Consider the following 17,574-nt stretch of genomic DNA (forward strand, 5'->3'; position numbering starts at 1 on the left):
GGTTGCCATGCACAGCCTGTTCACACTAAACCTGGACCTAGAGCGAGCGGGCAAGGTGATCTGTGTCCAGAGCTTGCCGTTCGACACTGCCCGGGAAACCCTCCTATTGTTGTCGCCCGTGGGCACCCAGTGCTGCTACATGAAGAACGCTGCACTATTTCTGATCAGCCATTTCAATCTGATCATCCTGGAAAGCGACACTTGGCTGGCGTACGCCAACGAAGCCGGGGTAAATCCCGAAGAAGGCGTTACGGACTTCATCCGCCAGTTCAATGCAGCGCTGCCAGAACCCGTGCGTGTAGATGCACTGGTGGGCTATTGCTCCTCAGCGCCTTTGGCACTCTTGGCAGCCAACCAAGGTGCTTGTCGCACCTTGCTACTGCTTAATGGCGCGTACTTTCTCAAAGACGACGGGGTGATCAAGAGCCAATACGAGCGCGACGTGGAGCGCATGATGCAGTCCATTCCCCAAGGCAATTGCGCCCAAGTCTACGAAGCCGTGAGTCTGTTGCACACCAAAAGCGCCTATACCCCGAGTGACTACCGCTACCAGCAGGTTCGCCCTCTGCGAGAACTGTCTGCGTTCCGCCAGTACCTTACGTTCCTCAACAGCCTGGCGAGCTTGGAATCGGTCAGAATTGCGCAGACCGTAAAGACCCCCACGCTGGTGTGGTGCGGCAGCCAGGACCGTTATACCGACACCGCATCTTCCCGGTACATTGCCCAGCTGCTGCCTCACAGTGAACTGGTGGAAGATCCTGATGGCCAGCATCACGATTTTGTCGATGGCCACGAACGTTTGTACCTGACGATGACCCATTTTCTGACCCGTCACAAGCAGAGGGCCATTCAATGACCTCCTACCATTCACATCCCCCCAAAGCCTACCGCCGATTTGAGTCGGTCTGCACGCAAGCGCCAAACGCAATTGCGGTGGTGGACGAAGGAAAACCAGTCACTTATCAACAGCTCCAGACGCAGGTGTTGGAACGTAGCGAAGCACTGATACGTCAAGGCCTGGCAAACCATCCTTACATGCCGCTGATGGCCAACCGTTGCCTTGAGTATCTGATAACGATGCTGGCCTGCTGCAAACTGGGAATTACCTACATCTCCATCGAGCTAGGCACGCCAAGCAAACGCCTGATCGCTGTGCTGGAACAATTGGGCTGCAATCATTTGCTACTGCTCGGTCAGCCAACGGACTTGCGCCCTGACCCAACGCTGACATGCTTTCGCCTGGACGACTGCGGCACTCTGTGCTACGACGGCCCTGCCCTACGTCCGCCTATCCGAAGGCGTCTGGATGATGCCTCGGTGATAACCGTGATGTTTACCTCTGGCACTACCGGCATCCCCAAAGGTGTACGCATCAGCCATGACGGGTTGCTGAATCTAGTAGACAACATACAGCAACAGGTCCAAGGCAAGCCCCGCAGCTACGTACATCACTCGTCCATCGGCTTCGATGCTGCCTTGTTTGAAGTTTGGGTACCGCTGCTGACCGGCGCCTGCGTCACCCTGCAACCTGGCGCGTTCAATATAGATGCACTGGATCACTGCGTACGCGCGGCCAGCTGCGATGTGCTGTTACTGACCACCTCACTGTTCCACCTGGTGGCGCAACACCGCCTTTCAATGCTCGACGCTGTGCGCGTGCTCTATGTCGGCGGTGAAGTACTTAAACCGGTGCATGCCCGCGCGCTACTGTTGGCCAATCCTCGCATTACCTTGGTGAATGGCTACGGCCCGACCGAGAATACTGTGTTCTCCACTTGGTACAGTCTGAACAAACCTGAGGACGCCGAGCGAGACGTAATGCCCATCGGGCAGTTCCTACACCAGGTGCACGGCAAAATCGTCGATGCCAAACTGCAAGAGGTGGAGGTCGGCACGCCCGGCGAGTTGCTGCTCACGGGTGCGAATCTAGCCCTAGGTTACCTCGACGAAGCTTTGACCCAAACCCGCTTTCTACAACTGCCGGAAGGCACCTATTACCGGACCGGTGACTATGTCATCCAAGATGAGCACGGCATGCTTTTCTACCAAGGCCGCATCGACGAACAGGTAAAAATCAAAGGCTTCCGGGTGGAGATCGCCGAGGTCGAACATGCGCTGACCCAACTGCCTGGCGTCGCCCAGGCTGTGGTGCAGGCGCACGTCATGAACGATTTGGAAAACAGCCTACACGCTTTCATCGTGCTCCGGCATGGCTCGCCAACTATCGAAGAAAGCAAGCTCATGAGCCTATTGGGCGACCGGCTTCCTCATTACATGGTACCGAGGCGGATCCACTACCTAGCGGAACTTCCGCTGACGGCCAATGGCAAGGTCGACAAGCGTTCCTTACAGCCACCGGAGAAAGCAGCGGCGGCGTCCCCTCAGGCCGGTTCGGCAGTGCTAGAGATCTGGTCCGGCATCCTCGGCACCCGCAACCTGCAGTTGGAACACTCAATTTACGGCTATGGCGCCTCATCTTTGAGCGTGGTCATGGCCCATAGCCGCATCAACGAGATACTTGGCAGAACGACCCCTTTCGACGAAGTCTCCAGGCTGAGCACCTTTCAAGAGTGGGTGCAGTACTACGCAACACATTAAGACCCAGTAACTTCTCTCAGGAGCCAACATGGAAATCACTGACTTTTCGTTGACGAAACTGGAACTTCAGCAGTTTGATCGAGATGGGTTCATCGGTCCCTTCACGCTCTATGAGCCTGAAGAGATGAAACAGATGCATAAGACCATCCGAGCACAACTGTTCAACCGCACCCATGCTCCCTACGACGCGCCACTGGATGTCGCGATCACCAACTACGACCGGCACCTGGATGTGGATTTGCTGACTAGTCATGTGTTTCGCAAGGAAATTGTGCATCGAGTGCGAAGCATCCTCGGCCCGGATGTAATCTGCTGGCGCAGCGAGTTCATCCCCAAATACCCAGGTAACGAAGGCACTGACTGGCACCAGGCAGACACTTTCGCTCACGCCTCCGGCGAGCCGCAACTAGTGTGGCCAGAGGGCGAGCCGTTCGGCGGCGCTATTAATGTGTGGACGGGTTTCACTGATGCCACCCAAGAAAACGGCTGCATGCAGTTCATCCCCGGCAGCCACAAGCAAATGAACTACGACGAAACCAGAGGCATGACCTTCGACCCGGTCACCAACAATAATGTGGTCAAGGGGCAGTACCCACGTGGATTCAACGGCTACGACTACACCACTCTGCAAAAGGACAAGTCATGGAAGCCGGATGAAGCCTCGGCAGTACCGATCGTGATGAAAGCGGGCCAATTTGTAATCTTCCGCTCGATGCTTATGCACTCCTCGCTACCCAATTCGACAACCGACAAGACCCGCCTGGGCTATGTGGCCCGCTACGTACCCGGACGGGTCAAGGTTTATCCAGATACAGATTACGTTAAGGAATTCGGGGGCGAGTATCGACTTGATCGGTTCGGCGTGGTGCAGGTGGCCGGTACCACCACCGACCCCAAAAACAAAGTGGCCAGCAAGAGCCTAAGCGGCATGGACCTGAAGCCCCTAGTCATTTATTGAGGATTGATCATGGAACAGCCCTCCTACCTGGCAATCGATCACATCGCGTATGCCACGCGGTCTACGGAGAAAACCTCGGCGTTCTTCACGGCCTTGGGGTTCGAGGTGCTGTTCCATAAACAACCCATCGAAAAGTTTGGCGTGTTGATAACCAAGCTCCGCTCTCCAGCAGGCGAAATCGTGGAAGTGGTCGAACCCTTTCGACCTGACAGCGTGGTCAGCCGGCTGCTGGTGAATGTGGAGGCGTGTATCTACCACGCGGCCTTTAGGGTCCGCGATATCCAGACTACTCAGACGTCTCTGGCCAGTATCGGAGGCGTCTCGGTAACCAAACCCATGACCATTCCGTACCCGGCCACCGAGGAACATCGCTCGCTGACAACCTCGCACATGTTCCACCCCGCGGTGGGCCTGTTCGAGATCACCGGTTAAGGAGCAGCCATGGCCGATCCTTTTGTGGTGCAACGACCCTGGCTTGCACCACTGCCAGGCGCCCCTATGAACGCATGTCGCCTGCTGCTGTGTTTCCCCTACGGAGGGGGTGGCGCCTCAGCGTTCAATGATTTGAGCCGACTGGCCGATGTCGGCGTTGCGACATGGGCAGTGAAACTACCTGGACGCGAGGACCGAAGTATGGAAACGCCGGTCACGCGGGTCGCGAATGTTATCGAGGCGATCGTCGATGAACTGCAAAGCGTAGGCATACCGTACGCGTTTTACGGTCACAGCTTCGGTGCCGGGTTGGCGCTTGATGTAACCCACGCGTTAGCCGAACGCGACCGGCCGCTGCCGACGCATTTGGTCCTGTCCGGGCGCATGCCGCCCCACACCGGCTACTCACCGCTACTGGGTGCGATGGACGACAACCAACTGTGGCAGCACGTATGCTCAGAGAGCCTCTTACCACTGCCGACGGATGCCTCGTGCAGTTTCGCCAGGCATGCGCTGGGCAAGCTCAAAGCCGATCTAGCGCTCAATGCACAACTCACTTATCGCTTTATCCGACCGCTGCCAGTGCCCCTTTACGTTCTCAATGGCCAGGACGACCCGTTGCTTGAGCTCCATCGCCTAGACGAATGGCAGCGCTACACCAGCACAAGCTTCCATAGCGAGTACGTACCCGGCGGACATTTTTTCTTCAACATCAATTTTCAGCTTTTGTATTTGCCTCTGTTAACCGCTCTAGATGAACAAGGCAGTTGAGCGTTATGGAACGTGCATTTTGGAACACCCCTTATCTCTCGTCCCTAGACGCCCGGGTGCTAAGTATTGACGGGCGCGACGTGGTGATCAGCCCGACGATTTTCTTCGCCGAATCCGGCGGCCAGGAATCGGATAAGGGTTGCATCAACCGTATCGAAGTCACCCAGGCCACGGTTGTTGACGAGCGCATCATCTATCGCCTTGCCGAAGATCCGGACTTTGCCGTGGGCGATCTGGTTAGCGTGGAGATCGATTGGCCTCGTCGGTATGCGCTTATGCGTTTGCATTTCGCCGCTGAAATTGTGTTGGGGTTTTTCTATAAAAAATTCCCGGACCTGGAAAAGATCGGTGCCCATATCGGCCAACACAAAGCGCGGATCGACTTCTCGCTGGAGGGTAATGTCAGCCAGTACTTTCCGGAAATCCTGCAGGGTGTAGAGCACCTCGTAGCCGCCGGCCTACCGATTGAAAGCCGCTTTACGGACACCGAGTGCTTGCGCCGTTCCTGGTACATCAAGGGGTTTTCAGAGGTGCCTTGTGGCGGTACACACCTGCGTACCACGGGCGAGGTCGGGCGTATTCGGCTCAAGCGCAATAACATCGGCGCGCACAAAGAGCGTGTCGAAATCTACCTAGTGGATTGACCGCCCAGGAGAGCTATCATGTTCAACATCATGTCTGTACTTGGGTTGCTGCTCTTGATGCCAGGGCCAACGAATACATTGCTGCTGCGGTCTGGAGCACTGAGCGGATTCCGACACGCCTGGTCTTTGAGCCTGCTGGAGTACTCGGCCTACCTGCTGCAGATTTCCTTTTGGGGGTATCTGCTCAGCCATATCGGTGACAGCGCTCCCTGGTGCCTGAAGGTGGTACAACTGGCGTCGATGGCTTATCTGTTCAAAACCTCACACCGGCTATGGCGCAACCCCGATAACCCTTGCCATTCCTCACCCAACGTGCATATCTCCGGAATGTACTTTTTTCGGCTGACCCTGATCAACCCCAAGGGTCTACTGGTGGTTTCGTTCATCGCTCCCGAGCAGACCTTTACCGATATCAAGTTGTACATGTATTTTGTCGCGCAACTCAGTATGGTGGTAATCCCGATTGGCTGCGCCTGGGTGCTGCTTGGCGCATACATCAAACGCAGCGGGCATGCTTGGCTGACAACGCTGAATATTAATCGCACAGCCTCGGTGATCATTTGCTGCTTCGCGGTGGCGATCCTTTCCCAATTGACTGACTCACTGATCAAGACCAAATTGGCATTTTAGGTGTTAGGGAAGCTCTGAAGTAGGCATCGATCTTTGATGCCCTCGTGCCCTGAGATTCATAAAACGCACGCCCGATCAGATAATCAGACTTTTTTCGCGTTTAACTCATCGACTTTTCTTCAAACAGCACCTTTCCAAGGTGTTTTTCCGCATTACAGGCGCACCTCTCCTATCGCCAACAGCCGTTTTCGTACCATCCAAAGGTTCGACAAGGCAAACAGTGTGGCCTGTTGCGTGGTGTTTTTAGCCAGTCCGCGAAACCGGACTTTCGTATAACCAAACTGGCGCTTGAGCACACGAAATGGATGTTCAACCTTCGCTCGCACCTGGGTTTTCGCGAACTCGATCTTGCGGTATACCCGTATGATAAAACTGGTCTTGCCATGCTTTTTGTAACGGCTTGGACGGGCCGTAATTGACCATATCATCTGACGACCCTGATGCTTCGCACGCTTGTCCACGCGGGTGTAGCCTGCACCGCCAATGACATAGGTTTCCTCGCCGTGCAGCAACTGATCGACTTGAGTCACGTCCGCCACATTCGCCGCAGTCCCCACCAGGCTATGGACTAAACCCGACTCGGCATCGACGCCGATATGCGCCCTCATGCCAAAGAAATATTGATTTCCTTTCTTCGTCTGATGCATCTCAGGATCGCTCGCGATTCGTCACCAATCCTGACAGAGAGCCCCATGACCACTACACCCAGCCTGTTCTAAACACTGCATCACCGAGCGCAGCCACTTCGTACCCAGTCTAATAATAAGCACCCTAAGTGAAACTTTTTTCATTAGCGATTTAATACCGCTACCGTCACAAACTCTGTAGGTTATCCAGGTAGCATATAAGTCGCCATTCGCCATGCGTAACATATTTGTAATTCATGCCCCACTCTTCCGCTCTACAGAGGAAATACCATGAACAGCGTCAAAAAAAAATCGGCATTGAAAGTGCTTGCCTTGACAACTTTTGCCGTCATCGGCCTTCAAGGTACCGCGTTCGCGATCGAAGCCAAGCCCCCTGCATCTGTTACAGGCGTTAATTACTCAGTCGTCAAGGACGCGGAAAAAAACCAAACCGGTAGTATCAAAGTACTTCCTTTACAAGCGCGCCTCACATTAGGAAGTGGCAGAAAAATCTACAACGCCTGCGAGTACTGGCCGGAGGAATGCCGCTAACGTCGCCGTCAACTCACTGCCGCAGCCTTATCGCCTGCGGCTGTAACCTCGCCATAAAAAGCCTCCTCTCATAAAAACATCCGGGCCGGGATTCTCAATTCGTTGTGTGGCTCATGAGGTGAAAGTCAATATTTCACCTTATAGGTCGGTGAATCCTCAGGCCGGTTCTCCCGCCGATCGTAAATTTTGGTCGTGCTGATATTGGCATGGCCCAGCCAGGCTTGGACCTTGGCGATATCGGCCTCATGCTCCAATGCGTTGGTCGCTGCCGTCGCTCTGAGGCCATGCACGCCCAGCCCGGCGACTTGTATCCCGGCCTTTTTGGCATAGGCCTCGACCACGGTGTAAATGCCATTGGCCGAGATGCCGGCGCCTGTCAGCTTGCCGCGTAACGGTATGAACAGCGGCACCTTCCTGTCAGCCAAATGATGACCAGACCTTTCCAGATACAGGTGAATGCGTCCAGCCGCCACTGGATGCAACGGCAGGTACCGCACCTTTCCGCCTTTACCATGGATTTTCAAATGCTGAATACCGCGTCTCTCCTGGATATCGCCCACCTGCAGCAGCGCCGCTTCTTCACGGCGCAGGCCGTGATAGAGCAGCACAGCTAGAATAGCTCGATCACGCAGCCCCTTGAGCGTGGACTCATCCGGCGCCTCGAGCAAGGTCTTGGCTTGGTGATCGCCCAGTGCAGGCGTCTTGCCTTCATTGCTTTCTATCTTCGGACGTTTCACGCCGTGCACGGGATTGCCTCTAGCGATTGCGTTGCTTTCCAGGAGGTGATCGAAGAGGCTGGCCAGCGCGGCCAGTTTGCGGCGGATAGTGGCCCCGGCTAGGCCGCGTTGTTCCAGAGCGGCGCGCCAGGCCAATACGTGCGAACGGGTGACCTGGCGAAAGTCGTCGGCGCTGGCCAGCCCTATAAAGGCAGAGAAATCGGTCAGGTCATTTTGATAGGCCCGGCGTGTGCGCGGGTTGTCAAGGTTGGCAAACCACTCGACCGCTGAGGGTACAGCCGCCAATTGCTGAAATTCGACGGCGGTCAGCCTGCGCGAGTCGTTTGAGACGACCTTCGTCACATCCTGCATGCAAATCCCTCGGTAGGACTATCAATGATCACAGATGAAGATTTTAGTCACCAAAACGCCGCTGCTAGTGATCAGCGTACACCCTCAACAATACGTGTCAATAATTGGTGATAACGTATTTTATCACCAGTAATGGTAAAAAATCAGATTGTGTCATTTTTGCTCCTAATCAATGGACTCGACTCGGGAGGAAAAATAAAAATTGAATAAAGACTATATTTGGACTATATTTGGGCTTCAAACATGCGGCTTCGGCAATGTGAAAGCAGCCAAGCGATATGCATCAGTTCCTCGGTGCAACTAAGAAGGAGGTCTCAACTCATGCGAGTTGAAACAATTAGCTATCTGAAACGCAACGCAGCCGACCTGCCTCTCGATGAGCCATTGGTCGTCACGCAAAACGGTGTCCCGGCCTACGTGGTGGAGTCTTACGCTGATCGTAAGCGCCGCGATGAGTCAATCGCCTTGGTGAAGCTCCTGGCAATCAGCTCCCGCGAGTACGCCCAAGGCAAGCACTGTTCCACTGACGAACTCAAAGCCCGATTGAGCAGGAGGTTTATCCAGAAATAAATAGGAGCATTAATGAATACGTTTGCACTGCGCTTTACCGATGTTGCCCAGCAAAGCCTTGAGGATCAGGTTGAACACCTGGCTGTCCATCAGGGATTCTCATCAGCTGCTCAACGCATAGATTCCCTTATCGATGCCATCCAGGACAAGCTCCTGTCCACCCCTTTGGGCTACCCGGTCAGTCCTCAATTGAGTGAGCTGGGTGTACTGCACTATCGTGAGTTGAACACTGACGGATACCGGATCTTTTACGAGGTGATGGATTCAGAAGGTATTACAGTCATCGTCGTATTGCTCGTATTGGGTGGTAAACAGAGTGTTGAACAGGCTTTGATCCGCTACTGTCTGCTACAGCCTATTTAGACACGCTTATGCTATCCGCTCCAGCCTAGTCTCTCACAGCATCAATATCATGAAAGGGAATACGCTTAAATTCGTTCTTCCTTTAGGATACGGGGCTTATGTTAAACCAGATATGGGCATGCACAGTCGTTCTGCGGTGAAAGGGCTCCGGTCCTACAGAACCCGACTCATCGGGCAGCGCCTTCGCCGGGTCATCACACATTGCCGGGGCTTACCGTTCGTTGCTTTGTAACGAGGGTCATTTAACGCGTGTACGGGATTGCCGACGGTGATCGCATTCCTTCCCAGAAGGTGATAACAGAGGCGGATTGCCGCGGGTCTTATAATCTGCGTGGTGCTGGTATCCACGTGACCGGGACACATCAAGACCTTTGCGATCCTTGCGTTCCGCTCTAGTGTGCTGTTTTCGAAATAGCTTACTTTCCTTGCGCGGCTTCAAGCACCTCACGCGCACGTTGAATTTTGTTCAAAATATCTTCTCCCTTTGCGTTCCAAACGTATCGGGTCGGCTGAGCATTGCGTAACGCCATGAACGTTGTGATGGAGCTTTCTAACTCACGCACGGAGGCAAAGCTGCCGTCACGCAAGTACACGGTAATGTCTCGAAAGAAGCGCTCAACCATGTTCATCCAAGAGCTGGAGTGTAGTGGTCAACTGATCCCGGACACGACGTTAAGTTTTTTCTCGTACTGAGCGGGTGCCAGTCCATTATTGAACTGGTGTGGCCGAACCCAGTTGTAGCGATGCATCAGATAATGACTGATATCCCGCTGTGCCTCTTGGGCCGTCATGTAGCCCACGGCGGGTATCCACTCGGTTTTCAAGCTGCGGAATACACGCTCCATCGGCGAGTTGTCGTAGCAATTACCTCGGCGACTCATGCTCTGGCGCATGCGGTATCGCCAAAGCCGCTGGCGAAACTGTCGGCTCCCATATTGGGAGCCCTGATCTGAGTGAAACAGCAGGCCCTGAGGCTTGCCGCGTTGCTCATAAGCCATGTCCAGCGCCTTGATGACCAAGTCCGTGTCCGGTTTGTTTGAAAACGCCCAGCCCACCACCCGACGCGCATAAAGATCCATAACCACCGCCAGGTAATGCCATTTTCCTTGCGCCCAGATGTAGGTGATGTCGCCACACCAAACCTGATTGGGCGCGGGTACATCGAACTGCCGATTCAAAATGTTCGGAATGTCAGGCCTCTCCACTGTTGCTTTTTTATAAGCATGAGAGCCAGGTTGCTTGCTGATTAATCCCAGTTCCCGCATCAGGCCACGTACCTTGAACCGGCCAATTTGCTCGCCATCTTCCTGCAATACCGAAACGATACTGCGGCTGCCAGCAGCGCTTCGACTTTGCCCGAACAGCTCATTGACTCGACTGAGTAAACGAACCCGCTCGGTGTCTGGAGCCCGACGCCGCTGGCAATGGTCGTAGTAGCACGAGCGAGGTGTCTCGAACATCTCGCACAGCAATTCGATCGGCTCATGGGCACCTAGCTGATCGATCAGCGCAAGCGCTCGTGTTCTTCCGACATCAAGAGCGCGGTAGCCTTTTTTAAAATGGATTTCTCCCGCTCAAGACGAGCGATGCGCGCTTCCAGCTCCTGAATTTTCTGCTGCTCGGGCGTCAGGGCTTTGCTCTGAGGCGTCACGCCATTGCGCTCCTGCTGGAGCTGGCTAACCCAGCGACGCAGCGCAGACTCGACCACTCCAAGCGAGCGAGAAGCTTCGACATGGCTATAACCTTGATCGAGCACGAGGCCTGCGGCCTCACGTTTGAATTCAGCGGAGAAGGTACGGCGTTGCTTGGTCATCAGACACCTCTATATCTGGCGATATTCTCGCCTAAATGAGTGTCCGGAATCATTAGACCACTACAGAGGTTGGTGTGAAATGAATATGAAAACGCGGATGCTTCGCCAGCCAGGCTTTCACTGCGGCATGCTTGTGGGTAGCGTAGTTATCGACGATCAGATGAAGCTGGAGGTGCTTGGGCGTTTCTTTATTGATCTTCTTGAGAAAGGCCAGCCACTCTTGATGCCGGTGCTGACGCTCGATGCTGCTGATCAATTTCCCTTGGAGGTAATCCAGTGCGGCGAATAACGTAACCGTGCCATGGCGGGTGTAATCATGGGATTTAGTCTGGATATGGCCGATGCCCAAAGGTAAACCCGGCTGTGTTCGCTCCAATGCCTGAACCTGACTTTTCTCATCGCAGCACAACACCAAAGCCTTGTCCGGCGGAGCCAGATAGAGCCCGATCACATCCCAGAATTTCTCCTCAAACTGCGGATCGTTGGACAACTTGAATGTGCGCGTCAGGTGAGGCTTTAAATCATTGGCAGCCCACAACTTATGGACGGTGGTCGAGGAAATACCCGCTGCCCTTGCCATGCTCCGACAGCTCCAGCGCGGTTCTCCGATGCGGGGTCGGGTGACCTGTTCCAAGACCCGGCGAACCGTTTCCTCAGGCAACGATGACTTGCGTCCACGCCCAGGCTCATCGACCAGTCCATCCAGTCGACGTGCTTGGAAACGCTGACACCAGAGCGTGATTGTTGGGCAGGAAAAGCCCGTCAACCGTGCAATGTTGTCTCGGGTTTCGCCTTCGGCAGCCAGCAAGATTATGCGGGCTCGCCGACCTTCTCGCTGAGGGATGGTGGCAGAGCGAACGCGCCGTTTGAGTTCGATCGTTTCTTCAGGGCTAAGCGTGATGTCCAGAGCGCTCACGATAAGCTCTCCAAGGCTGGGATGGCATCTGAAGTGTAGCCGAAAATAACGAAAAGCTATTTCGCGAACAGCACACTAGCAGCCATCGATCTCGTTTACTCAGTCAATTAGCTTTCGACGTATGTGTCAGGTGAAACATAGCCGAACAGCCTGTATAGCTTGCTCCCTCGATCTGGTTGGCAAGGGAGGTTTCGTTATCGACCCACAAAACAGTCACTCTCGCGTAAGGCCTGTGTCACCTATTGGCTGTGCATAAACAGCACGTACGAAAAGTCCCGCCGAAGCGGAACTTATAGTTTAGAGCACGATTATTCGAAGTCGCTTTTAGGCATTTGGCAGTCTGGACATAGCCAAGAGTCGCTGACATCGTTCCAGTGCGTGCCCGGAGGTACACCATTAGCCGGATCGCCTTTAGATTGGTCGTATTCGTAACCACAAACAGTGCAGGTCTTGATATCATTTTCCGAAGCCATACCACATATCCTTGTCTATAATTATAAAATTACGGTTGAAATCAATCCGGCAGCACCTAATATGAAGCCTATCACTGCACCTTTCTTTGGTAACTCGTGCAGCATGGCGTAGATAACGATAGGTTCTAAGATGAGTAATAGAGTCAATGACGCTACAGTTACAACCCAAATATTGCCAGACGCTTGATATCCTAGCCAATAGGCAAGTACTAAACTGACTCCGGCAATACATATCAGAAGCATGGGCTTTAAAAACATACCCGGCGTTTCCAGAAACTTTCCAGGTAGCTTGGCAGCATATACTTCACTGTAGATCGTCAAGATCTCCCCGAACACCATCAAAGCTAGGGCGAAAAGCATGTAGTATTCTTTTTTCACTAAGACCTCTTATCCAATATTTGCAGAATCTCTTTTATCACTACATCACCCACCTCATGATGATCTAGCAAGAAATGTGGTCCGTCGTGATCGAATAAGAAGGTGTTTTTATAATCTCCACCTTCGAAGTTTGCGATCATTCTAAGAACTTTTTCAGCCTCATGTAGCCTGTGAGGGTAATAGGTCTTAAGAATCTTAATGGCATTACCAAAGTGTACGGCTTCGTCAGCAATAAGATTCTTGATCCAAAACTTAAATCCATCGTGCCCAAAATCAGCATAGAAGGTGTCTTTCTTATAAGTCTTTACGGATACGTACTCATCATAGGCGAACATTAATAACAGATTGAACTCACTTGATAAGATATCGTCTAGACCTGTGAAGTCTGCTGTACGGTCGTGCAAAACTCTCAACAGACTAACTTCTTCGGTTCCAAAAATAAGACGGTGTAGTTCAAAAAAGCCGTCGGCATGATTGCGCTCATCAACATACCAGTAGTCAAGGTATTGGACAAAGTATGGTGAAAAGCTTTTTCGGTAAGGATAAAGAAAGTTGTAGAGGTTGACGGAGTCGTATTCTGACACAAGATCGGCCATAAAAAAATCTCGGAACGATTCTTTGATTCCCGGATTGATCCAACCACTAGCCGCAACTTCCTCAAATATCGCCTTGGAGCTCCAGTTTCTCTTTTTCAAAAAGTTTGTGGACATCATCCTAATTCCCTTAGTTTTCCAGTTAGTCGCGAAATTTTTTGATGATCGCTGGAATTATCATTGTTTCAATTTCTTCTTTGGTGATCGGGAAATCGGGAGCGTTGTGATCCAAAACGAATGTACCGGTATAACTCTCTTTCTCGAAGTCGATTCTGAATATTTCGTCCAGGATTCTTGGCACCTCATGGAGTCTGTCAGGGAACATTTCCTTGGCTTTCTGTACAAACGAAAAAAAATGTGTCACCTCGTCTTTTTTAGTCTTACGTATCCAAGTCGACAATTGCTGTGAGTCAAAGTTGTCATAAATTTCGATGCTGCGATGATAGACATGGGTCGTAATTATCTCATCGTAGGCGAGGGTCACTAGGAGCATCAGCGGATCTGTAGCTATTGACTCGATGATACTAAAGTCTGGCTTCCTCAGCTCGACACTTAACAGCACCTCATCGAAAGGGATCTTTGCATACGAGGAATAGATAACGGCAAAGCCGTGTGCATGATCTATTTCATCCCTAAGCCAAGGGTTCAACACTTCGACGATACTAGAAAATACCTCCGAATGGTTTCCTTCCAAGTACCAGTAAAGACGTCTTGCATCATACTCAGTGATGATTGAGTCAAAGAACACGTCTTTCCATTCTTGACGAAGGGTATCGGATAACTCCACATCCGGAAACTTAAAGCCAGCCAGAACCGTGGCTGCGTCCGGTGTAGATCGAATTGCAAAGTGATTAGATGTAGTCATTTTTCCATCCTTGAAATTGGTTCAGCTCCGAACTCGGAATTGTTCAAACTGCAACGAGTTGTTTGACCTAACAGGTCGCCAATCTACTTCTTGACAAATTATTGGCTGCCAGTATTTTTCAGCTATCTCGTAAATAAACTCCCAGTCGAGCATCTCTGTTTCAATAACGCCGGCATTCGGGTTTGATTCAGCCCACGCCATTCCAGCAATGATGCTCGATACGACCTGCAGGCTTGTAGCGCTATTGTACTTTACCATCTTCCGAGCTTTGCCTATAGAAAGGTTAGATCCCATCCATAACGATTTATACGTATCGCTAATGAGAAATATACCTAGCTCGTCGATACCAGAACTTATACTGTCTTTCAAAACTTCTTTGGAGCGAATATTTTTTTCACGTCCATCATTCAAAAGACCCATTGATGCCACAGCTTGATCGCATGGGTGATAGGCATAGTAAACAGTGGGTCGGTAATCGGGATTGGAGCTATCGCCCACGGTTAGATACTCAGCTATAGATAGAGACTCATTATGAGTGAGCAGATAACCTTCAAAGTCTAGATAGTTAGGTGTCCAGCTTTTTACCAATACTTCACGGCCTTGCTCGGTCATTGCTATTGCATATCGGCTAAGCTTGCTGCCCTCAGGCACTTTATTCTCGTGGCTTCCCCAGCCCATTTCCGCTGGCTGTAGACATTCGGTTATAAGACCGTCTACTGACCAGGTACACATGAAGTGTGCCGACGGTCTTTCGGCTGAAGATATTTGCGTATCACGCTCTGAAATCTGCACAACACGGATGCCCAGCTTTTTAGAGAGAATCGCCCAGTCTTGATGATTGACAGGGAAAAATTCTATTTTATTTATCTGTGCCATCGTCACTAATGCTTTTTTTAGAAGCACTGAAATAAACCCTGGATTTGCTCCATGTGCGACGATTGAGGTACTACCATTGATTTTCTGGGCAGTTGAAAATCTCTTCAGGCTCTCTCTGAGATGGAAATTACTTGTCAAGCTTGAGTCGTCTTCGCTCAAATATTCCCAAGGCTCAATGCATGTGTCAAGATATAGCGCTTCGAAACGTTGTGCCAGTTCGATCATCGCTTCGCTTGAAACAGATACTGCTAGATTTAGGAGAAAAGTTGTTTTGCTCAAATGCGGTGATATAAGCGTTTCCAAATTATGCTATGTTATTGTTCTGTTTACTATAATCGCTTTAAACTCGCTCGCTATTTTTTCCTTTTCGGAATCGATGTCCTTTTCAAAAATTGTTATTTTGCACTCGTATCGTTCCACCAATAGAGGAATCAGTGCCTGAGCGATGCTTCCAAACCCCACAATCACTATATTATCGATGGTTTTCATACTAGATCTCCTTTATTTTTCCAATGTCCATGCCCACAAATAGAAAACCAACCACTATTCCAAATGGCTGTCTCCGCGTAATCATTTCATAGAGGACTAACTCGGCTACCTTTGGTAGCATTTTAATATCATTTTGTTTAGCTCATCCCGTGTTCGTTATTACCACTTGGTCCATGATCCTAGTCGATTGGATCCAATATCACAAGTGGTTGCTCAGAACCACGCGGCAGTGCCCGAAACGTTGGAAATTCGAGGGGTTAATATGTAACGCGTGTTGAACGGCTCACCCGATCCACCCCGTTGGGCTACCCTGTCCGTCCACAGTTCAGTGAGTGCTGATGTGCATTAATAACGAGAGCTAAAGGCTTTTTCAGGCTTATCTGGTTTTGCCAATGATCTGCTGCTGCAGTGGGAGATCTAAAAAAGGACCGCTTCCACCTGGCCGGTATTATATTCTTGATCGGGAAAGCGGCGGCCGATTTGGCTGGGCGCGAGAACCGCTCTCAGATTTTTTTGCCCGGACTGATCGGAGTCGTTGGTTTTCACTTTACCGTGATGATGGAAGTGTTGATGATGCGACGACAGTCAATAACGTGATCAGAGGTAATTTCAGGCTGCATCCTATTGGTCCATTAGGTTTAAGCGAGGGATGTGTCACTATGATATCTGAAATTGCTTTCAATCAGCTCAGCATCTACCTGCACAACATGGATGGAGACCGAATTCCCGGAACTGAAAAAAAGTACTTTGGAATTCTGGATGTTATTGATCCGAGGACTGGAAAATAATGAGCCTTGTTAAAGCTGCTATGAAGGTCTTTGCTGTGGTTATAGTGGCTTCTATACTCACAAGAACCCTGATTCTAAGCGGGTTCGTGCGTGCCGGATTAGAGACGCCATCTGGTCGCGCAATTTATCTGTTCTTGCATGATTTCTTCGATGCGAAAGGAATCGAGGATGCAGAAACAATGGTGATTTGCGTAGTGCTATTAGCTTCATTGCTTTTGGTTTCAGTTTCTGCCTGGTTCCTGTCGAGGTTAGTTCTAAAATTTTCTCCAAAAATCAAAAGCAAATAGAGGTTTATCCTTTTGGGTCTTCTGGTATTAACTTATAGTGCTTTGAAAGAAATAAGCAAAAAGCTCTGACTGCGATTTTATATTGAGCTTGCTGTACAAATTTCGCCGATGTACTTTAACAGTTTCTGGAGATACTGATAGTTTTCCAGCAATCTCGCTATTTGAAAAGCCGCTCAATGCTAGCTTTAAAACTTCGATCTCACGACCTGTGAGTTTTGGTGCGAGTGCTACAATTCTGTCCTGCCATTGCTGCGGGCGTGAGTTTTTTGACTCGCCGATTTCAGAGGCTATTTGCTGCTTCATTAAGGCTAATACCCAAGGTTTAATCAGGTCAAATGTAGCGATATTGTCTTGAGTAAAGCGGCTCTTGTTTCCTAATGATAGACATAGTGTTTTATCAGAATCAAGCTGAACGTTAAATTGTACCTCATCGACTGAAACAAACTCCTCAAAATACAGATGATAGTATTCAGTTTCAGAAAAGTGAGTAGGTGCAATATCTAAAAGATGAAAAAAACCACTTTGCGGATTTTCGCGATTGGCTATGTAAAAAGGGTCAAGCATGTAAAGCCCCTTAACATAGTGGTTGATCAGACCGTCTATTTCCTCTGCATCTGCAGTTTCGATGTGGCAGAGTGCCTGCACGCCATTGTTCCCGAAAACTAGCACTACCCAGTTGTCAATTGGAGAGTATTCGTTCAGCAACCTGACTAGCGAATTCCAAAACTCAGGCCGGTTTAGCTTCTCGATCAGCTTGGCTATTGATCTGTGCCAAATATTGCACTGGAGCTGGTTTAGCATCATCTACCCCTTTTGGGTTATTTGAAATCGGACTCGGTACGATTATATTGCAGCCTCGCGGAT

Annotated in this window: 19 protein-coding genes and 5 pseudogenes; 12 read left to right on the forward strand and 12 right to left on the reverse strand. The window is 51.0% G+C overall.

Annotation, left to right across the window (positions count from 1 at the left end):
- Positions 1 to 7: 7 nt before the first annotated feature.
- The 7 genes from I9H09_RS26205 to I9H09_RS26235 are packed head-to-tail and all read left to right on the forward strand — an operon-like array spanning position 8 to position 6,033.
- A complete protein-coding gene (locus tag I9H09_RS26205) occupies positions 8 to 856 on the forward strand; it encodes an alpha/beta fold hydrolase (RefSeq protein WP_054990066.1) in 849 nt (282 codons plus the stop codon).
- A complete protein-coding gene (gene cmaA, locus I9H09_RS26210) occupies positions 853 to 2,598 on the forward strand; it encodes an L-allo-isoleucine:holo-[CmaA peptidyl-carrier protein] ligase (protein ID WP_054990067.1) in 1,746 nt (581 codons plus the stop codon). Before I9H09_RS26205 ends, cmaA begins: the two co-directional genes overlap by 4 nt.
- Positions 2,599 to 2,626: 28 nt before the next feature.
- On the forward strand, positions 2,627 to 3,556 hold the full coding sequence (locus I9H09_RS26215) for a chlorinating enzyme (protein WP_054990068.1): 930 nt from the start codon (positions 2,627 to 2,629) through the stop codon (positions 3,554 to 3,556).
- Between the two features lie 9 nt (positions 3,557 to 3,565).
- The gene (gene cmaC / locus I9H09_RS26220) at positions 3,566 to 3,988 is read left to right on the forward strand and encodes a coronamic acid synthetase CmaC (RefSeq protein WP_004666824.1); all 423 of its coding nucleotides are present in this window, start codon (positions 3,566 to 3,568) and stop codon (positions 3,986 to 3,988) included.
- Between the two features lie 9 nt (positions 3,989 to 3,997).
- Positions 3,998 to 4,759 carry a thioesterase II family protein gene (locus tag I9H09_RS26225; RefSeq protein ID WP_081032889.1) on the forward strand — a complete coding sequence of 254 codons (762 nt, stop codon included), beginning with the start codon at positions 3,998 to 4,000 and terminating at the stop codon, positions 4,757 to 4,759.
- A 5-nt stretch (positions 4,760 to 4,764) separates the two neighbouring features.
- Positions 4,765 to 5,403 (forward strand): alanine--tRNA ligase-related protein, encoded by a 639-nt coding sequence (locus I9H09_RS26230; RefSeq protein ID WP_054990069.1) that lies wholly within the window; start codon positions 4,765 to 4,767, stop codon positions 5,401 to 5,403.
- Between the two features lie 18 nt (positions 5,404 to 5,421).
- A complete protein-coding gene (locus I9H09_RS26235; protein ID WP_054990070.1) occupies positions 5,422 to 6,033 on the forward strand; it encodes a LysE family translocator in 612 nt (203 codons plus the stop codon).
- A 152-nt stretch (positions 6,034 to 6,185) separates the two neighbouring features.
- Here I9H09_RS26235 and I9H09_RS26240 read toward each other — a convergent pair.
- Positions 6,186 to 6,689: pseudogene (locus tag I9H09_RS26240) on the reverse strand (IS5 family transposase); the annotation flags it as partial.
- Positions 6,690 to 6,950: 261 nt separating this feature from the next.
- Between I9H09_RS26240 and I9H09_RS26245 the strand changes: the two are divergent.
- Complete coding sequence (locus tag I9H09_RS26245; RefSeq protein WP_122346902.1) at positions 6,951 to 7,211, forward strand: hypothetical protein; 261 nt, start codon at positions 6,951 to 6,953, stop codon at positions 7,209 to 7,211.
- A 125-nt stretch (positions 7,212 to 7,336) separates the two neighbouring features.
- On the opposite strand, the gene I9H09_RS26250 is transcribed toward I9H09_RS26245, so the two are convergent.
- On the reverse strand, positions 7,337 to 8,299 hold the full coding sequence (locus I9H09_RS26250) for a tyrosine-type recombinase/integrase (protein ID WP_054990071.1): 963 nt from the start codon (positions 8,297 to 8,299) through the stop codon (positions 7,337 to 7,339).
- A gap of 321 nt (positions 8,300 to 8,620) precedes the next feature.
- On the opposite strand from I9H09_RS26250, the gene I9H09_RS26255 reads away from it, so the two are divergent.
- Both I9H09_RS26255 and I9H09_RS26260 read left to right on the forward strand, forming a co-directional pair.
- Positions 8,621 to 8,869 (forward strand): type II toxin-antitoxin system prevent-host-death family antitoxin, encoded by a 249-nt coding sequence (locus I9H09_RS26255; RefSeq protein WP_054990072.1) that lies wholly within the window; start codon positions 8,621 to 8,623, stop codon positions 8,867 to 8,869.
- A gap of 12 nt (positions 8,870 to 8,881) precedes the next feature.
- Entirely contained in the window at positions 8,882 to 9,232 is a 351-nt protein-coding gene (locus I9H09_RS26260) for a type II toxin-antitoxin system RelE/ParE family toxin (RefSeq protein WP_054990073.1), read from the forward strand.
- Positions 9,233 to 9,648: 416 nt separating this feature from the next.
- Here I9H09_RS26260 and I9H09_RS26265 read toward each other — a convergent pair.
- The 9 genes and pseudogenes from I9H09_RS26265 to I9H09_RS26305 form a co-directional block, all read right to left on the reverse strand.
- Positions 9,649 to 9,873: pseudogene (locus I9H09_RS26265) on the reverse strand (IS630 family transposase); the annotation flags it as partial.
- Between the two features lie 9 nt (positions 9,874 to 9,882).
- Positions 9,883 to 11,045 (reverse strand): IS3 family transposase gene (locus I9H09_RS26270; RefSeq protein WP_122346372.1). Its coding sequence is split into 2 segments (ribosomal slippage): positions 9,883 to 10,790 and positions 10,790 to 11,045, totalling 1,164 coding nucleotides; the frame shifts between segments, so codons are not numbered across the junction.
- Positions 11,046 to 11,109: 64 nt separating this feature from the next.
- Positions 11,110 to 11,961 (reverse strand): annotated as a pseudogene (locus I9H09_RS26275) (IS630-like element ISPsy25 family transposase); the annotation flags it as partial.
- Positions 11,962 to 12,269: 308 nt separating this feature from the next.
- Positions 12,270 to 12,434: a rubredoxin gene (locus tag I9H09_RS26280; RefSeq protein ID WP_081032891.1), complete on the reverse strand. Its 165-nt coding sequence runs from the start codon at positions 12,432 to 12,434 to the stop codon at positions 12,270 to 12,272.
- Between the two features lie 21 nt (positions 12,435 to 12,455).
- Positions 12,456 to 12,794: a hypothetical protein gene (locus I9H09_RS26285; RefSeq protein ID WP_081032892.1), complete on the reverse strand. Its 339-nt coding sequence runs from the start codon at positions 12,792 to 12,794 to the stop codon at positions 12,456 to 12,458.
- 17 nt (positions 12,795 to 12,811) lie between these two features.
- Positions 12,812 to 13,525, reverse strand: coding sequence for a hypothetical protein (locus tag I9H09_RS26290; protein WP_234778524.1), 714 nt, complete (start codon positions 13,523 to 13,525; stop codon positions 12,812 to 12,814).
- Between the two features lie 22 nt (positions 13,526 to 13,547).
- A complete protein-coding gene (locus tag I9H09_RS26295) occupies positions 13,548 to 14,270 on the reverse strand; it encodes a hypothetical protein (RefSeq protein ID WP_024691566.1) in 723 nt (240 codons plus the stop codon).
- 21 nt (positions 14,271 to 14,291) lie between these two features.
- On the reverse strand, positions 14,292 to 15,146 hold the full coding sequence (locus tag I9H09_RS26300; protein WP_235662928.1) for a saccharopine dehydrogenase C-terminal domain-containing protein: 855 nt from the start codon (positions 15,144 to 15,146) through the stop codon (positions 14,292 to 14,294).
- A 123-nt stretch (positions 15,147 to 15,269) separates the two neighbouring features.
- Positions 15,270 to 15,635 (reverse strand): annotated as a pseudogene (locus I9H09_RS26305) (saccharopine dehydrogenase NADP-binding domain-containing protein); the annotation flags it as partial.
- A 332-nt stretch (positions 15,636 to 15,967) separates the two neighbouring features.
- Here I9H09_RS26305 and I9H09_RS26310 point away from each other — a divergent pair.
- Positions 15,968 to 16,423: pseudogene (locus tag I9H09_RS26310) on the forward strand (DUF2778 domain-containing protein); the annotation flags it as partial.
- Complete coding sequence (locus I9H09_RS26315; RefSeq protein ID WP_122346903.1) at positions 16,423 to 16,710, forward strand: hypothetical protein; 288 nt, start codon at positions 16,423 to 16,425, stop codon at positions 16,708 to 16,710. The pseudogene I9H09_RS26310 and the gene I9H09_RS26315, both read left to right, overlap by 1 nt.
- 27 nt (positions 16,711 to 16,737) lie before the next feature.
- On the opposite strand, the gene I9H09_RS26320 is transcribed toward I9H09_RS26315, so the two are convergent.
- Positions 16,738 to 17,511: a response regulator transcription factor gene (locus I9H09_RS26320; RefSeq protein ID WP_054990076.1), complete on the reverse strand. Its 774-nt coding sequence runs from the start codon at positions 17,509 to 17,511 to the stop codon at positions 16,738 to 16,740.
- Positions 17,512 to 17,574: the final 63 nt, after the last annotated feature.

This window comes from Pseudomonas tremae (genome assembly GCF_023278125.1).
GTDB classification, from domain to species: domain Bacteria; phylum Pseudomonadota; class Gammaproteobacteria; order Pseudomonadales; family Pseudomonadaceae; genus Aquipseudomonas; species Aquipseudomonas tremae.

Excerpts from the sequence above, each read along its gene's own strand:
- I9H09_RS26290 (WP_234778524.1), bottom strand. The coding sequence starts at position 13,525 with ATGATGTCCACAAACTTTTTGAAAAAGAGAAACTGGAGCTCCAAGGCG.
- I9H09_RS26295 (WP_024691566.1), bottom strand. The coding sequence starts at position 14,270 with ATGACTACATCTAATCACTTTGCAATTCGATCTACACCGGACGCAGCC.
- I9H09_RS26215 (WP_054990068.1), top strand. The coding sequence starts at position 2,627 with ATGGAAATCACTGACTTTTCGTTGACGAAACTGGAACTTCAGCAGTTT.
- I9H09_RS26285 (WP_081032892.1), bottom strand. The coding sequence starts at position 12,794 with ATGCTTTTCGCCCTAGCTTTGATGGTGTTCGGGGAGATCTTGACGATC.
- I9H09_RS26230 (WP_054990069.1), top strand. The coding sequence starts at position 4,765 with ATGGAACGTGCATTTTGGAACACCCCTTATCTCTCGTCCCTAGACGCC.
- I9H09_RS26260 (WP_054990073.1), top strand. The coding sequence starts at position 8,882 with ATGAATACGTTTGCACTGCGCTTTACCGATGTTGCCCAGCAAAGCCTT.
- I9H09_RS26320 (WP_054990076.1), bottom strand. The coding sequence starts at position 17,511 with ATGCTAAACCAGCTCCAGTGCAATATTTGGCACAGATCAATAGCCAAG.
- cmaC (WP_004666824.1), top strand. The coding sequence starts at position 3,566 with ATGGAACAGCCCTCCTACCTGGCAATCGATCACATCGCGTATGCCACG.
- I9H09_RS26280 (WP_081032891.1), bottom strand. The coding sequence starts at position 12,434 with ATGGCTTCGGAAAATGATATCAAGACCTGCACTGTTTGTGGTTACGAA.
- I9H09_RS26315 (WP_122346903.1), top strand. The coding sequence starts at position 16,423 with ATGAGCCTTGTTAAAGCTGCTATGAAGGTCTTTGCTGTGGTTATAGTG.
- I9H09_RS26245 (WP_122346902.1), top strand. The coding sequence starts at position 6,951 with ATGAACAGCGTCAAAAAAAAATCGGCATTGAAAGTGCTTGCCTTGACA.
- I9H09_RS26255 (WP_054990072.1), top strand. The coding sequence starts at position 8,621 with ATGCGAGTTGAAACAATTAGCTATCTGAAACGCAACGCAGCCGACCTG.
- I9H09_RS26300 (WP_235662928.1), bottom strand. The coding sequence starts at position 15,146 with ATGGCACAGATAAATAAAATAGAATTTTTCCCTGTCAATCATCAAGAC.
- I9H09_RS26235 (WP_054990070.1), top strand. The coding sequence starts at position 5,422 with ATGTTCAACATCATGTCTGTACTTGGGTTGCTGCTCTTGATGCCAGGG.
- I9H09_RS26250 (WP_054990071.1), bottom strand. The coding sequence starts at position 8,299 with ATGCAGGATGTGACGAAGGTCGTCTCAAACGACTCGCGCAGGCTGACC.
- I9H09_RS26205 (WP_054990066.1), top strand. The coding sequence starts at position 8 with ATGCACAGCCTGTTCACACTAAACCTGGACCTAGAGCGAGCGGGCAAG.
- cmaA (WP_054990067.1), top strand. The coding sequence starts at position 853 with ATGACCTCCTACCATTCACATCCCCCCAAAGCCTACCGCCGATTTGAG.
- I9H09_RS26225 (WP_081032889.1), top strand. The coding sequence starts at position 3,998 with ATGGCCGATCCTTTTGTGGTGCAACGACCCTGGCTTGCACCACTGCCA.